12 protein-coding genes are annotated in these 14,543 nt (G+C 73.6%); 4 read left to right on the top strand and 8 right to left on the bottom strand.

Going from position 1 to position 14,543, the window contains the following annotated elements:
- Together IH48_RS0122710 and IH48_RS0122715 are read right to left on the bottom strand one after the other, a co-directional pair.
- Complete coding sequence (locus IH48_RS0122710; RefSeq protein WP_051840369.1) at window positions 1–1,068, bottom strand: sugar ABC transporter substrate-binding protein; 1,068 nt, start codon at window positions 1,066–1,068, stop codon at window positions 1–3.
- Window positions 1,069–1,099: 31 nt separating this feature from the next.
- Window positions 1,100–2,407, bottom strand: a complete 1,308-nt coding sequence (locus tag IH48_RS0122715; RefSeq protein ID WP_030907656.1) for an enolase C-terminal domain-like protein — start codon at window positions 2,405–2,407, stop codon at window positions 1,100–1,102.
- A 256-nt stretch (window positions 2,408–2,663) separates the two neighbouring features.
- Here IH48_RS0122715 and IH48_RS0122720 point away from each other — a divergent pair, with 256 nt between their 5' ends.
- Window positions 2,664–3,662 carry a PAC2 family protein gene (locus IH48_RS0122720; protein WP_030907659.1) on the top strand — a complete coding sequence of 333 codons (999 nt, stop codon included), beginning with the start codon at window positions 2,664–2,666 and terminating at the stop codon, window positions 3,660–3,662.
- Between the two features lie 56 nt (window positions 3,663–3,718).
- On the opposite strand, the gene mshC is transcribed toward IH48_RS0122720, so the two are convergent.
- The 4 genes from mshC to IH48_RS0122740 all read right to left on the bottom strand — a co-directional run bounded on the left by mshC (window position 3,719) and on the right by IH48_RS0122740 (window position 7,283).
- A complete protein-coding gene (gene mshC, locus IH48_RS0122725) occupies window positions 3,719–4,948 on the bottom strand; it encodes a cysteine--1-D-myo-inosityl 2-amino-2-deoxy-alpha-D-glucopyranoside ligase (protein ID WP_030907661.1) in 1,230 nt (409 codons plus the stop codon).
- Window positions 4,949–5,006: 58 nt separating this feature from the next.
- Window positions 5,007–5,930: an SCO1664 family protein gene (locus tag IH48_RS0122730; protein ID WP_037842939.1), complete on the bottom strand. Its 924-nt coding sequence runs from the start codon at window positions 5,928–5,930 to the stop codon at window positions 5,007–5,009.
- Window positions 5,894–6,484, bottom strand: coding sequence for a DUF3090 domain-containing protein (locus IH48_RS0122735; RefSeq protein ID WP_030907668.1), 591 nt, complete (start codon window positions 6,482–6,484; stop codon window positions 5,894–5,896). The genes IH48_RS0122730 and IH48_RS0122735 overlap by 37 nt, the downstream gene beginning before the upstream one ends.
- A 112-nt stretch (window positions 6,485–6,596) precedes the next feature.
- Complete coding sequence (locus tag IH48_RS0122740) at window positions 6,597–7,283, bottom strand: histidine phosphatase family protein (protein ID WP_030907671.1); 687 nt, start codon at window positions 7,281–7,283, stop codon at window positions 6,597–6,599.
- 73 nt (window positions 7,284–7,356) lie between these two features.
- Between IH48_RS0122740 and corA the strand changes: the two genes are divergently transcribed.
- Entirely contained in the window at window positions 7,357–8,373 is a 1,017-nt protein-coding gene (gene corA / locus IH48_RS0122745) for a magnesium/cobalt transporter CorA (protein ID WP_030907674.1), read from the top strand.
- 12 nt (window positions 8,374–8,385) lie between these two features.
- Here the strand turns inward: corA and IH48_RS0122750 are convergent, their stop codons facing one another.
- Window positions 8,386–9,177, bottom strand: a complete 792-nt coding sequence (locus tag IH48_RS0122750; protein ID WP_030907677.1) for a hypothetical protein — start codon at window positions 9,175–9,177, stop codon at window positions 8,386–8,388.
- A gap of 703 nt (window positions 9,178–9,880) precedes the next feature.
- Window positions 9,881–10,933 (bottom strand): LLM class F420-dependent oxidoreductase, encoded by a 1,053-nt coding sequence (locus tag IH48_RS0122755; protein WP_030907679.1) that lies wholly within the window; start codon window positions 10,931–10,933, stop codon window positions 9,881–9,883.
- Window positions 10,934–11,086: 153 nt separating this feature from the next.
- Between IH48_RS0122755 and IH48_RS0122760 the strand changes: the two genes are divergently transcribed.
- Entirely contained in the window at window positions 11,087–12,067 is a 981-nt protein-coding gene (locus IH48_RS0122760; RefSeq protein ID WP_030907683.1) for an aldo/keto reductase, read from the top strand.
- A complete protein-coding gene (locus IH48_RS0122765; RefSeq protein ID WP_078849952.1) occupies window positions 12,052–14,226 on the top strand; it encodes a helix-hairpin-helix domain-containing protein in 2,175 nt (724 codons plus the stop codon). The genes IH48_RS0122760 and IH48_RS0122765 overlap by 16 nt, the downstream gene beginning before the upstream one ends.
- Window positions 14,227–14,543: the final 317 nt, after the last annotated feature.

Genomic DNA, 14,543 nt, shown 5'->3' on the forward strand with positions numbered 1-14,543 from the left:
CTACTTCTTCTTGTCCAGCTGGTTGGCCCACAGGTGCGGGTCGTCGACGTTCTTCCTCGTCACCAGCGGGGCCGGGAGCTGGTCCTCGAACCCACCGGGGATCTTCACGATCGTGGAGTCGTGGTCCGTGGGTCCCGCCTTCTGCTTCTTGCCCTCCAGCGCGTCCTTCGCGTACGTGAGGGCGTACTTGGCGTACAGGTCGGCGGGCTGGGAGATCGTCGCGTCGATCTGGCCCTTGCGGATCGCGTCGAGCTCCTGCGGGATGCCGTCGTTGGAGATGATCGTGATGTGCCCCTTGGTGCCCGCCGGCTTCAGCAGGTGCTTCTGCTGGAGCAGCGAGAGCGTGGGCGCGAGGAAGACGCCGCCCGCCTGCATGTAGAGGCCGTCGAGGTGGGGATTGGCGGCCAGTGTGGACTGGAGCTTGGAGGACGCCACGTCGCCCTTCCAGTCGGTGGCCAGCTCGATGACCTTGATGCCGGGGTACTTCTTGTCCATGCAGGACTTGAACGCCCGTGAGCGGTCGCGGCCGTTGATGGAGGAGAGGTCGCCCTCGAACTCCGCGACGGTGCCCTTCCCCTTCAGCTGCCCTCCGAGGTACTCGCACGCCTTGGTGCCGTAGGCGACGTTGTCGGCGCGCACCACCATGTACACCTTGCCCTTGTCGGGCCTGGTGTCGACGCTGACCACGGGTATCTTCTTGTCGCTGAGCCTGCGGAGCGTCTCGGCGACCGCGCCGGTGTCCTGCGGCGCCATCACGATGGCCTTCGCACCCTGATCGGTCAGTGCCTGCACGTTCGAGGCGAGCTTGCCGATGTCGTTCTGCGAGTTCGTCAGCGGCAGCGCGTCGACGGCGCCGTTCTCTATGTCCTTCTGTATGTAGCTCTGGTACGAGTTCCAGAAGTCGGTGTCGCTGCGCGGCAGGTCGATGCCCACCTTGCCACCGCCCGAGTCGCTGCCGCCGCCCCTGTTGCAGCCCGCGAGGGCCGCGGCGGACAGCAGCACTGCGCAGGCGGCGGCGGTCGTCCGGTGCCTGCCGAAGGGGGCTCGCCCCACGGTGTTTCGGAGCATGGTCGTCCCGTCCTTGGTGGAGTGTGTCGGCTCAGGTGGCGGTGCGGCGGGCCTGCCAGACCGGCCCGTCCGGGTAGCTGTGCGCGGCGATCGACTCGGGCAGCATCCTGGCGGAGAAGCCGGGCGCCGTGGGTGCCAGGTAGCGGCCCGAGACGATCCGCACGGGGTCCTCGAAGTGCTCGTGCAGGTGGTCGACGTACTCGATGACCCGTCCCTCCCTCGTGCCCGAGACGGCGACGTAGTCGAACATCGAGAGGTGCTGGACGAGTTCGCACAGGCCGACGCCGCCCGCGTGCGGGCACACCGGCACCCCGTACTTGGCGGCCAGCAGCAGGATGGCCACGTTCTCGTTGACGCCGGCCACGCGCGCCGCGTCGATCTGGACGAAGTCGACGGCGCCGGCCTGCAGCAGCTGCTTGAACACGACGCGGTTGGCGACGTGTTCGCCGGTGGCGACGCGTACCGGCTGGCCCGATCTGATGGCGGCGTGCCCCAGCACGTCGTCGGGGCTGGTGGGTTCCTCGATCCAGTGCGGCTCGTACGGCGCGAGCGCCGCCATCCAGCGCAGGGCGTCGGCGACGTCCCAGCGCTGGTTGGCGTCGACGGCGATCCGCACGGAGGGGCCGACGGCGGCGCGTGCGAGTTTCATCCGCCGCACGTCGTCGCCGATGTCGCAGCCGACCTTGAGCTTGATCTGCCGGAACCCGTCGGCGACCGCCTGCCGGGCGAGCGCCACCAGCTTGCCGTCCGGGTAGCCGATCCACCCCGGCGACGTGGTGTACGCCGGGTAGCCCTCGGCCCGCAGCGCGGCGGCGCGCTCGGCGCGGCCGGGCCGGGCGGCACGCAGGATCTCCAGCGCGTCGTCCGGTGTGAGCGCGTCGGTCAGGTAGCGGAAGTCGACCAGCGAGACGATCTCCTCGGGCGTCATGGCGGACAGGAACTCCCATACGGGCAGGCCCGCCCGGCGGGCCGCGAGGTCCCACGCCGCGTTGACGACGGCCCCCGCGGCCATGTGCATCACGCCCTTCTCGGGGCCCAGCCAGCGCAGTTGGGAGTCGTGGGTCAGGTCGTGGTGGAGCGCCGCGAGTCGGGCGGCGGTCGTGGGGGCCTGTCTGCCGAGCACGTAGCCGCGCAGCGCCTCGATCGCGGCGGCTGTCACGTCGTTGCCCCGGCCGATCGTGAAGCAGAAGCCGTGCCCTTCCGCCCCGTCCGCGGCACGCAGGACGACGTACGCCGCCGAGTAGTCGGGGTCGGGATTCATGGCGTCGGAGCCGTCGAGCCGCTCGGAGGTGGGGAAGCGGATGTCGTGGACCTCGAACCCGGTGACTCTCTGGCTCATGCACGCGCTCCTTCGAGCAGCGGAAGAACATCGGACCTCTCGGTCATCCGATGTATAGCGTCGCTGACGCGGGACCGTCCAGAGGTTGGACGGGATTCGCCCTCAGGGGTCGGATGAATCGGCGGCAAACGGACCCAGCCCGGCGCCCGCACCGGATCTGCGCCGGTGCACACCCGGCGTACCGGATACGAGGGGTGGGCGGCTGGGAACCCGTAAGGTTGGTCCGTATGGCTAAGAACTTCGGAAGGAGGCCTGGGTGATCGAGCTCGAGGGGGTTCCCGAGCTGATCGACCCGGTCATGGTGGCCGCGTTCGAGGGCTGGAACGATGCCGGGGACGCGGCGTCCACGGCGGTGGCCCACCTGGACCGGGAGTGGAAGGGCGAGGTGTTCGCGGCGCTCGACGCCGAGGACTACTACGACTTCCAGGTCAACCGGCCCACCGTGTTCACGGAAGGGGGCACGCGCAAGGTCCAGTGGCCCTCGACGCGCCTCTCCGTGGTGCGGGTGAAGGGGGAGACCCCCCGCGACCTGGTGCTGGTGCGCGGGATCGAGCCGTCGATGCGCTGGCGTTCCTTCTGCAACGAGATCCTGGGCTTCGCCCACGAGCTGGGCGTGGAGCTGGTCGTCATCCTGGGGGCCCTGCTGGGTGACACTCCGCACACGAGGCCGGTGCCTGTCAGCGGTGTCACCTCCGATCCGGCGCTCGCGCGCACGATGGATCTGGAGGAGACCAAGTACGAGGGGCCCACGGGCATCGTCGGCATCCTCCAGGAGGCGTGCACGCACGTGGGCGTGCCGGCGGTGAGCCTGTGGGCCGCGGTGCCGCACTACGTGTCGCAGCCGCCGAACCCGAAGGCCACGCTGGCGCTGCTGAACCGTCTCGAGGATCTGCTCGGCGTCCGCGTCCCGCTGGGCGAGTTGGCGGAGGACGCGCGCGCCTGGCAGCTGGGGGTGGACCAACTCGCCTCCGAGGACAGCGAGGTGGCGGAGTACGTGCAGTCCCTGGAGGAGGCGCGGGACACCGCGGAACTGCCGGAGGCGTCGGGCGAGGCGATCGCCAGGGAGTTCGAGCGGTACCTCAGGCGGCGGGACGGCGAACCCGGCAGGGGCGGTCAGAACCGGGCGACCGACGGCGGCACGGGCCGCACGTGGCCCAAGCCGCCGAGGAACGGTCACGACCGGGACCAGGAGCCCGGCGGGGACGACAGCGAGAGCGACGGGTCCGGCGAGGCCGGCGATTCATCGGAGGAGTGACCGCGGCGTCCGGTGCGGGAAGGCCGCCTTCCCGCACCGGACGGCGGTGAGCCGCGTCAGAGAGCCACGCCGAGCAGCGCGTCCACGGTCCGGGTGACCAGCCCCGTGGCGCTCTCGTCCGTGCCGCCCGCAGCCTCCTGGCGCTCCACCCAGCGGTCCACGGCGGCGAGCGCCGCCGGCGCGTCGAGGTCGTCGGCCAGCGCCGCGCGCACCTCGTCGACCAGGCCGTCCGCGGGCGGGCCCGCGGGGCGGGAGACGGCGGCGCGCCAGCGCGCGAGCCTGGCCACGGCGTCGGCGAGCACCTGCTCGGTCCACATCCAGTCGGAGCGGTAGTGGTGGGCGTGCAGGGCCAGCCTGATCGCCGCCGGGTCCACCCCCTCCTTGCGCAGCGTGGAGACGAAGACCAGGTTGCCCTTGGACTTCGACATCTTCTCGCCGTCGAGGCCGACCATGCCTGCGTGCACGTACGACTTCGCGAAGGGACGCTCGCCGGTGAGCACCTGCGCGTGCGAGGCGCCCATCTCGTGGTGCGGGAAGGCGAGGTCGCTGCCGCCGCCCTGCACGTCGAAGGCCATGCCCAGGTGGTCGAGCGCGATGGACACGCACTCGATGTGCCAGCCGGGGCGGCCGGGGCCGAGGCCGGCGCCGTCCCAACTCGGCTCGCCGGGGCGGGCCGCCATCCACAGCATCGGGTCCAGCGGGTTCTTCTTGCCCGGCCGGTCGGGGTCGCCGCCGCGCTCGCCGAACAGCAGCCGCATGGCGGCGGCGTCGAGGCGCGAGACCTGGCCGAAGTCGGGGTCGCTCGCCACGGAGAAGTAGGTGTCACCCTCCAACTCGTAGGCGGCGCCCGCCTCCCGGAGTCGCTCCACCAGCGGCACGATGCGCGGAATGGCCTCGACGGCGCCGACGTAGTGCTCGGGCGGCAGGATGCGCAGCGCCGTCATGTCCTCGCGGAAGAGCGTGGTCTCGCGCTCGGCCAGTGCCGTCCAGTCCTCGCCGTCGCGCTCCGCGCGCTCCAGCAGCGGGTCGTCCACGTCCGTCACGTTCTGCACGTAGACGACCTGCCTGCCGCTGTCGAGCCACACGCGCTGCACGAGGTCGAAGGCGTTGTACGTCGCCGCGTGTCCCATGTGGGTCGCGTCGTACGGCGTGATGCCGCACACGTATATCCGGGCGACGGGGCCGGGGGTGAGCGTGACTGGGGAGTCCGTCGAGGTGTCGTGGATCCGGATGTCGCGGCCCTTGCCGGGCAGGGCGGGGACTTCGGAGGCTGGCCAGGCATGCATGCCTTGAGCCTAACCGGACGCGGTATCCGGATACGACCCGGACGGCGGGCCCGTCCCGTCAGACGGGTGGCCAGGGAATGGCGGGCCACTGTCCGGACGGCTCGGGGTGGCGGCCCGTGTGGCGCAGGTCACGGACGCGGGCGCGCAGGGCCTCGGTCTCGGCGGCCGTGATCAGCGTCGCGAGGCGCGTGGCGAGGGGCGCGCCCTGCGCGAGGCCGTCCGCGAGGCGCCCGAGGGCCGCGAGCGCCTCCTCGGGCAGCGGTTCGCCCGCCCACCCCCACAGCAGGGTGCGGAGCTTGTCGTCCACGTTGAAGGTGACGCCGTGGTCGATGGCGTACAGGCGCCCGCCGGGTGCGGTCAGCAGGTGCCCGCCCTTGCGGTCGCCGTTGTTGATCACAGCGTCCAGCACGGCGAGGCGGCGCAGCCGCTCGTCGTCCGCGTGCACGAGCAGCGCGGTCCTGCCCTCGCCCACCTCGGCGAGCCCGATGGCCTTCCAGCCGTCGACGGGCTCCTCGCCGTCCACCAGGGCCAGCAGGGGCGTCAGCAGCGTGACGGCCGAGGGGACGGCGCCGGTGTCCGCGGAGTCCGCCGGCTCCGCGGCGCTCTCCTCGCCGGCCGGCTGCTCGTCGATCCAGAGCTGGCACATGCCCTCGCCGTACGGGCCCTCGCGCAGGACCGTCGGGGGCACCAGGCCCCAGCCCATCGCCTCCGACACCTCGTACGCGGCGACCTCGCGCTGCGCGAGCGTGCCGTCGGGGAAGTCCCACAGGGGCCGCTCGCCCGCGACCGGCTTGTAGACGCAGGACGCCTCGGCGCCCTCGTAGGCGACGGTGCAGTACAGCACCGCGTTGGACGCCTCGCGAATCCGGCCGCGGACCGTCAGCTCGCCCTTGCCCAGCAGGTCGCTCACCCCGGCCCGCTCCCCCCTTCGCACGTCCGCCCCCGTCACGCGCTCCGCCGGTATCCGTTCTGACGCGGGCACACGTGTCCTTCCGGGTCGAGCGGCAGGCTGCACAGCGGGCACGGCGGGCGCCCCGCGTTGACGACGTGCAGCGCGCGCTTGGCGAACGCCCTGGCCTGCGCGCCGGACAGGCGGACCCGCAGCATCGGCGGCCCGTTCTCCTCGTCCTGCAGCAGCGCCTCCTCGGCCTCGGCGAGGTCCTCGTCGCTCTCGGCGTCGAGTTCGACGAGCGCCTGCGCCTCGACGATCATGCGCTGCTCGTCGCCGTCCCAGGCGAGCGCCATCGTGCCGACGCGGAACTCCTCCTCGATCGGTACGTCGAGCGGTGCGGAGTCCCCGACGTCGGACGGCGCGACCGCGGGGACGGGCGCGTTGCCGCCGCTGCGCCGCACGACCTCGTCGAGCAGTTCGTCGATGCGCTCGGCGAGCGCGGCGACCTGCGTCTTCTCCAGGGCGACGCTGGTCACGCGCCCCGCGGCGGACGCCTGCAGGAAGAACGTACGGCGTCCAGGCAGCCCGACCGTACCGGCCACGAAGCGGTCCGGCGGATCGTAGAGGAACACCTGACGGGACACGTCCTGATCTCCCTTGGGAAGTCTCGGAAAAGTCTGTGGTGCGGCGCCCTGGGCGGCCGGGTCCACGGCCGGTGACGCGTGCACGGCGCGTCCACCCTACTGCGCCCGGAGATCACGGCGCGCCCGCGCCGCCTCCCACCGTTCCCGGGCCGTCGCCCTCGGCCTCGCGGGGCACCAGGGCGCCGAGATCGGCCGTGTCGCCGAGCTTGAGGAGGAAGGGCCGCAGCCTGGTGTAGGAGAGGGCCGTCACCGAGCAGGGGTCGGCGTGCAGGCGCTGGAAGAGGTCGAGGTGCATGCCGAGCGCGTCCGCGACGATCGCCTTGATGATGTCGCCGTGCGAGCACATCAGGAAGACGGCCTTCTCGCCGTGCTCGCGCTCGACCCGCTCGTTCCACTCGCGTACGCAGGCGACGGCGCGCGCCTGCATGGCGCGCATGGACTCGCCGCCGGGGAAGACCGCGGCGGAAGGGTGCTGCTGCACGACCTCCATGAGCGGTTCCCCGCCCAGCTCGGACAGCTTGCGGCCGGTCCAGTCGCCGTAGTCGCACTCGCTGATCCGCTCGTCCGTCACCAGCTCCGTGCCGGGGCGCGCGTCCAGCAGGGGCCGCAGGGTCTGGGTGCACCGCTGGAGCGGACTGGAGACGACGGCGGCGAACGGGATGCCGTCGAGCCGCGCGGGCAGCGCGGCCGCCTGCGCGGCGCCGCGCTCGTCCAGCTCCACGCCGGGCGTACGGCCGGCGAGCAGGCCCGAGGTATTGGCGGTGGAGCGTCCATGACGTACGAGGATCAGCGTGGCCATGGCCGCCAGCGTAGCCACCCGTCGCGGGACACCGGGTGGCGCCGGGGGCGTGCGGCGGGGGCGAGCGGGAAGAATGCCCCGCGTGATCGTGGACTGTGCCATCTACCGCAACGGCTGCCGCACGCATGGGCCCGAGGACTTCTCGGAGGCCCTGGAGCAGGCGCGCGCCACCGGGGACGCCTTCCTCTGGATCGGTCTGCACGAGCCGACGGAGAAGGAGTTCGCCCGGGTGACGGACGAGTTCGGGCTGCACCCGCTCGCCGTGGAGGACGCGCTCAAGGCGCACCAGCGCCCCAAGCTCGAGGTGTACGACGACTCGCTGTTCATGGTGCTCAAGCCCACCACGTACGAGCCGCGGCACGACAAGGTCACCACAGGCGAGCTGATGGTCTTCATCGGGGATTCCTTCGTCGTCACGGTCAGGCACGGCCACGGGGCCGCCCTGAGGGCCGTGCGCGAGCACCTTGAGGACCAGCCCGAGATCATGCGCAACGGCCCCACGGCGGTGCTCTACGCCGTGAGCGACGCGGTGGTGGACAACTACATCGAGGTCGCCGCCGAGCTCCAGATCGACCTGGAGGAGGTCGAGGCCGAGGTCTTCTCGCCGGCCTCCGACAACGGCGGCGGCAGGGGCTCGGCGGGTGCCAAGACGACGGCCGCGCGGATCTACGACTTCAAGCGCCAGGTCCTGGAGTTCCGCAGGGCCACGGGGCCTCTCGCGGGGCCGATGCAGAAGCTGGCCGGTGCCGGGACGCCGTTCGTGCACGAGGAGGCGCGTCCGTTCTTCCGCGACGTGAACGACCACCTGACACGCGCGAACGAGCTGGTGGAAGGGCTGGACCGGCTCCTGTCCGACATCCTGTCGGCGCATCTGGCGCAGATGGGCGTGCGGCAGAACGACGACATGCGCAAGATCTCGGCGTGGGCCGCGATGGCCGCGGTGCCGACGATGGTGGCGGGCGTCTACGGCATGAACTTCGACCACATGCCCGAGCTGCACTGGGTGTGGGCGTACCCGGCGGTGATCGCGCTGATGCTGGTGGTCGTCTGGGGGCTGCACCGGCAGTTCAAGCGGCGGGGCTGGCTGTGAGGAGGCAGGGGGTCACAGCGCCGGTGCGGCGATCTCCCGGCCGCCCAGGGCGTCACGGCGCTCGGGCGCGGGCTGGGCGAGACGCGTCATCCTGCGCCAGCCGCCGAGCCGCTCGAACGCGTACATCGCGTTGATCCCCGCGGCGAGTGCGGCCGCCTTGGGCGCGGGCCAGCCGAGGATGCGTCCCATGTGGTCCATGACGGCGAGGCTGACCGTGCGGTAGGTGCGCATCTCCGCGCGTGCGCAGTCGACGAGTGCGTCCAGGATGAACCGGCCGTGGCCCTCGGCCGCCAGCCGCAGCAACTCCTCGTGGCAGTAGGCGAGGTGGTTGTCCTCGTCGTTGCTGATCACCTTCACGGCCTTGCCCACGTCGGGGTCGTCGGCGAAGTGCTTCTTCAGCATGTCCATCTGGTCGCTGGCCCGCTGCTCCGTGACGCGGCTGTGCGCCAGGTAGACCAGGACGTCCTGCTCGGTGAGCGGCTCGTCACGGCGCAGCTTGTCGTGGGCGAGGCCGATGCCCTGCCGTTCCAGCAGGGCGGTGTAGTCCGTCTCGGGCGGCACTTCGACGGGTTCGAGGCCGCGCTTCTTGAGCAGGGCCCGGAAGATCCGGCCGTGCTTGTCCTCGTCGGCGCCGTGGCGCGTGATCTTGGGAGCGAGCGCGCGCATGCTGTCGGGCACCAGGGCGGCGATCCGCCCGTTCTCCCACCCGCCCTGCGCCTCGCCGGACGCGGCGATGGAGCAGAAGAGCCGGTAGGCGCGGTCGTCGTCGACCATTTCCTGGAAGAGGCTGTGGGCCGAGAGCATCGCTGGTACCTCCGTCTGAAAGGTGTCCGCAGACAACGAGTCAAACGGCGGGCGTAGCCCCGGGCAACAGCTGGCGGCCGGGGCTCGGCCGAAAGAGGGACGGCCCCGCGCGTAACCGGGCGCGCCCCGTGCCCGTTGTGCCGGGTGGACGGCGGCCGTGGCGGGGAGACCCCCGAGCCCCCACCACGGCCGCGCATCACCACACGCCGCTGCGCGGGTGCCGCCGCGCGGGCGGGACAGGCACCCCCGGCCGCCCCCGCGCCGGCCGTTGGCCTCACACGCCCGCTGCGTGCGTGCCCGGGGTCCGGACGAAGCTTCGCGCGGCGCGGACGAGGACCGCCGGAGGGCCACTGCGGCGGCAACCGGCCGGTGCCGCCGCACGGACCGTGCCGCCGCGCCGGCCGGGGCCGCACACGCCCGCTGCGTGCGAGCCCGGGGTCCGGACGAAGCTTCGCGCGGCACGGACGAGGACCCCCGGAGGGCCACTGCGGCAGCAACCAGCCGGTGCCGCCGCACGGACCGGGCCGCATGCCCGGGTGCCGCCGCGCGGGCGGGGCAGGCGCCCCCGGCCGGGGCCTCGCACGCCCGCTGCGTGCGGGCCCGGGGGCCGGGCGGGGATCACCGCGCATGTCAGCACTGCCGCGGCAGCGGGACCGGGCGTCCGGACGGCCCGGCGGTACGCCCCGCGGGCGCGGTGTGCCCGCTATTCGGCCAGGCCTGCTCGCTCCAGGGCGTCCACGCCCGCGCGCAGTGACGCGACCCGCTGTTCAAGGGTGAGGCCCGCGGGCGCCAGGGTCAGCGTGGTGACGCCCGCCCCCGCGTAGGCCTGCATGCGGTCCGCGATCCGCTCGACCGAGCCGAGCAGCGTCGTCGAGTCGATCAGCTGGTGCGGCACGGACGCCGCGGCGCCGGCCTTGTCGCCCGCCAGGTACTTGTCCTGGATCTCGGCGGCCTCCTTCTCGTAACCCATGCGGCAGGCGAGCCGGTTGTAGAAGTTCTGCCGCCTGCTGCCCATACCGCCCACGTACAGGGCCGTGTAGGGGCGGAACTGGTCCGCGAGCGCGGGGACGTCATCGCCGACGGCCAGCGGCACGGTCGGGCAGACGTCGAAGCCGTCCATCGTCAGCCCGGCCTTCTCCCGGCCCGCGCGCAGGTGCGTGAGCGCGGTCTCCTCCAGGTGTTCGGCGGCGGGGAAGATCAGCAGCGCGCCGTCCGCGATCTCGCCCGTCTGCTCCAGGTTCTTCGGCCCGATCGCCGCGATGTACAGCGGGATGTGCTCGCGCTGCGGGTGCACGGTCAGCTTGAGCGGCTTCCCTGGCCCGCCCGGCAGGGGCAGCGTGAAGTGCTCGCCCTCGTGGGACACCCGGTCGCGTGACATCGCCGCGCGCACGATCTCGACGTACTCGCGCGTCCTGGCGAGCGGCTTGTCGAACTTCACGCCGTACCAGCCCTCGGAGACCTGCGGTCCGGAGACGCCGAGGCCCAGGCGGAAGCGGCCGCCTGAGAGCGAGTCGAGCGTGGCGGCGGTCATCGCCGTCATCGTGGGCCGGCGCGCCGGGATCTGCATGATCGCGGAGCCGATGTCGATGCTCTCCGTCCGCGCCGCCACCCAGGACAGCACGGTCGGCGCGTCCGAGCCGTACGCCTCGGCAGCCCAGCACACGTCGTAGCCGAGCCGGTCGGCCTCCTGCGCGACGGCCAGGTTGTCGCCGTCCATCCCCGCACCCCAGTACCCGAGGTTGATGCCGAGCCGCATACCCGCACCCGCTCCCTAGTCGCTACTCGCCAGTAATGTGTTGCACGGAGGGACTCTAGCGCGCCCACCACGACCCCGTCAGTGACCCGTTGCCCGACCCGTTGTCCACAGCCCTTCCTCCGTACCACCCCATGGCCAGTAATCTCAGCCCCCATGGAGCAGAGGCATCTCGGCAGTACGGGACTGCGCGTGTCCCGCATCGGGCTCGGCACCCTGACATGGGGCAGGGACACCGGCGAGCACGACGCGGCCGGCCAGTTGAAGGCCTTCTGGGAAGCGGGCGGCACGCTGGTCGACACGGCGGACGTGTACGGCGGCGGCGACGCCGAGTACCTGCTGGGGCAGCTCGTGGAGCGGCTGGTGCCCCGCCGTGACCTGGTCATCGCGACGAAGGCGGGGAGCGTGCCCGACCCCGACCGCCGGTTCGACGGCTCGCGGGGCCACCTGCTCGCGGCGCTCGACGCCTCCCTCGACCGGCTCGGCACGGACTACGTGGACCTGTGGCAGATCCACGCGTTCGACTCCGAGACCCCGCTCGACGAGACGCTGCAGGCGCTGGACATCGCCGTCAGCAGCGGCCGGGCGCGCTACGCGGGTGTGTCGAACTTCTGCGGCTGGCAGCTGGCCAAGGCCGCGACCTGGCAGCTCGCTTCGCCCGGCATACGCACCCGTCTCGCCAGCACGCAGATGGAGTACTCGCTGCTCCAGCGCGGCGTGGAGCGCGAGGTGCTGCCGGCCGCGCTGGACCTCGGCGTCGGGCTGCTGCCGTCGTCCCCGCTCGGGCGTGGCGTGCTTACGGGCAAGTACCGGCATGCGACTCCGCCCGAGTCGCGGGGCGCGACGGACATGGCGATGTTCGTGGAGCCGTACCTCGACGGCGCGGCGAGCCGGGTCGTCGACGCGGTCGTCACGGCGGCGGACGGCCTGGCGACGAGCCCGCTCGCGGTGGCGCTCGCATGGGTGCGCGACCGTCCCGGCGTGGTGGCCCCGGTCGTCGGGGCGCGCAACGCGCAGCAGCTCACGGAGGCCTTGTCAGTGGAGGGCCTTAGTCTTCCTGACGAGATCCGCCGGGCGCTGGACGACGTGTCTGCCCCGGTGCACCACTATCCCGACCAGGACTGGAGCACGCTGTGACGACGGACCGCGAACCGGAGGAGGAGCCCGCCGGCGACGCGGACGCGCGGGCCGCGGACGCAGACGGCACGGACGGCGCAGACGGCGCGGCGCAGGCGGGCGAGGCCCAGGTGAGCGAGGCGCAGGCCGAGCTGGCGGCCCAGCGCGAGCTGCGTGCCCGCATCGAGCAGCGCAAGGCCGAGCGGTCGGCTCCGGTCGCCGCCGGCGGGAAGCTGAGCGGGCAGGCCGCCGATCTGCTGGCCGCCGTGCGGGCCGTCGAGAGCGGCGGCACGCCAGATCCCGCCGCCCTGCGTGCCGCCGCCGCGGCCCCGGAGCGCACGGCCCCCGCACCCGCCGCCGTCCCGGCGCCCGCGTCGGCCCCTTCGGCCCCGGCCGGCCCGTCCGCGCCGCCCGCGGAGGCCGTCGAGGCGGTGCGGGCCGTCCTCTCCGAGGGCGGAGCGCCCGGCACCCTCGCCGGGCCCGTCACCGCGACGCTCGGCGAGCGCGCGGCTCAGGCACTGCGCGCGGACCCCTGGCAGTTGCTGGCCGTCCCCGGCGTGCGGCCCGAGCAGGCCGACGGGTTCGCCCGCGCACTGCTCGGCGCGGAGTGCGGGCCGGGCGACGGGCGGCGCGCCGTGGCGCTCGTCGCCTGGCTGCTTGAGCGCGCCGCCGTCAAGGGGCACACTGCGCTCGAAGCCGGCGCGGTACGCACGGCGCTCGCCGAGCAGGGCGTACCCGATCCGGACGAGGCCGTGCGCCACGCCGTCGCGGAGGGCGCGGTGCTGGTCTTCCACGACGAGGAACCGGAAGAGGACGAGGAGCAGGATCCCGAGCAGCAGGAGGACGAGGGCTCCGGCGGGGGCCCTGAGCGTGCGGCGGTGCCCGTGCTACTGGGGCTCGACCGTTTCGCCCTCGCCGAGGAGAGCCTGGCGGACGGCCTGGCACGGCTGGTGAAGACCGCCGGGGAATCGCCCTGGCCCGACGTGGCGGAGGCGGAGGGGGCGGCGGCCCCGCCGTCGACCGCCGAACTGCTGCGCGCCGTGGCCGGACACGGCCTGGTGCTGCACACCGGCGGGGAGGCGGCGCGCGCCGAGCCGGTGGCCGCGGCCGCCGCGGCGCGCGGGCTCGGGCTGCGGGCGGCGGTCGCGGTGCACAGCGAGAACGGGCGGGACCGGCTGCTCTCCGACGGCGCTGAGGGCGTGCTGACCGTGTCGGCGCTGCTCGCGGGCGCGGAGGGCCCCGGGCGGGACGCGGACGGGATGTTCGCGCTCGACCTCCTCGTGGTCCTCGACGCGCCGCAACTGGACGTCGAGACGGCGGCGATGGTCGTGGAGTCGCTCGCCGACGGCTGCGGGCTGGTGCTCGGCGGCGACCCCGGCGTGCTGGGTTCGGCGGGCGCGGGCCGCGTCTTCGGCGATCTGCTGGCCGCGCGCGTCTGCCCGCAGGTCGCGTCACGCACGCCCGACCCGGGGCCGATCGGCGAGCTGGTGTCCGGGATCGGCGTGGGCGAGCTCGCGCAGGTGCCGGCGCCGGACAAGGAGATCGTGATCGTGCCCGTGAAGGACGCGGGCGAGGCGGTGCACCGCACGGTCCAGCTGGTCGCGGAGTCCGTGCCACGCGCGTTCGGCCTCCCGGCCGAGCAGACGCAGGTGATCACGGTCGGGCACGGCGGCTCCGCGGGGACGCGCGCGCTCAACGCGGCGCTCAAGCAGCGGCTCGCGCCCGGACCCGGGCGGTTCGGCGGGTTCGACCCCGGCGACCGGGTCGCGTACGTGCCGGCTCCCGGCCGTACGGTGCAGGGCGCGGTGGTGTCCGCGGGCGCGGAGGGGCTGCGGGTGCGGCTCGACGGACCCGACGGGGCCGGGGAGCAGGTCGTCACGGTCCCGAAGGACCGGGTCGAGACCGGGCTGCGGCACGGCTGGGCGCTCACGGCGCACCAGGCGGCGGGCATGCGGTGGCCCGCGGCGGTGGTGGTGCTGCCGGGGGACGCGGCGGCCGGGCTCAGCCGGGCGTGGGTGTACACGGCGTTCGGACGCGGCGCGCGGCACCTGTCGGTGGTGCACGGCGTGGACCAGGCGCTCCCCCGCGCCGTGTCCGCGGACGACAGCCGCACGACGGCCCGCGGAACGAGGCTGAAGGAACTGATCGAGGGACTCCTGGCGGCCCCCGAGGAGACGTGAGCGGGGGCCCGGCGCGGCGGGCAGCGCGACGGCGGGCGGCGCGCCCGCACGGCGAGGGCCCCCGTGGCGCGCCGACGGAGGACGCCGGTAACCCGCCCTGGTGGGCGGCGGCACCCCGGTGGGCCTCGGTGGCTGCCCCGTCCGTTGGGCGGGGCAGAGCCTTCCGCAGCAGGCTGCGGGAAGCGCCGCTGCGCTGGGCGCGAGCGGGCTGCGCCCGGCCGCGTGCCGGCGCCTCCCACGCCCACGGGCGCGGCCGCCGGGGCGGCCCTGGCCGGGGACGGCTCCCGGACACCGTGGACCGACCGGGCGGTCAGGTG

The organism is Streptomyces sp. NRRL F-5126 (assembly GCF_000721265.1).
GTDB lineage: Bacteria > Actinomycetota > Actinomycetes > Streptomycetales > Streptomycetaceae > Streptomyces.

Bases quoted from the DNA above. Each gene is read 5' to 3' on its own strand.
- IH48_RS0122755 (WP_030907679.1), bottom strand. From the start codon at position 10,933: ATGCGGCTCGGCATCAACCTCGGGTACTGGGGTGCGGGGATGGACGGC.
- IH48_RS0122740 (WP_030907671.1), bottom strand. From the start codon at position 7,283: ATGGCCACGCTGATCCTCGTACGTCATGGACGCTCCACCGCCAATACC.
- mshC (WP_030907661.1), bottom strand. From the start codon at position 4,948: ATGCATGCCTGGCCAGCCTCCGAAGTCCCCGCCCTGCCCGGCAAGGGC.
- IH48_RS0122760 (WP_030907683.1), top strand. From the start codon at position 11,087: ATGGAGCAGAGGCATCTCGGCAGTACGGGACTGCGCGTGTCCCGCATC.
- IH48_RS0122715 (WP_030907656.1), bottom strand. From the start codon at position 2,407: ATGAGCCAGAGAGTCACCGGGTTCGAGGTCCACGACATCCGCTTCCCC.
- IH48_RS0122750 (WP_030907677.1), bottom strand. From the start codon at position 9,177: ATGCTCTCGGCCCACAGCCTCTTCCAGGAAATGGTCGACGACGACCGC.
- corA (WP_030907674.1), top strand. From the start codon at position 7,357: ATGCCCCGCGTGATCGTGGACTGTGCCATCTACCGCAACGGCTGCCGC.
- IH48_RS0122710 (WP_051840369.1), bottom strand. From the start codon at position 1,068: ATGCTCCGAAACACCGTGGGGCGAGCCCCCTTCGGCAGGCACCGGACG.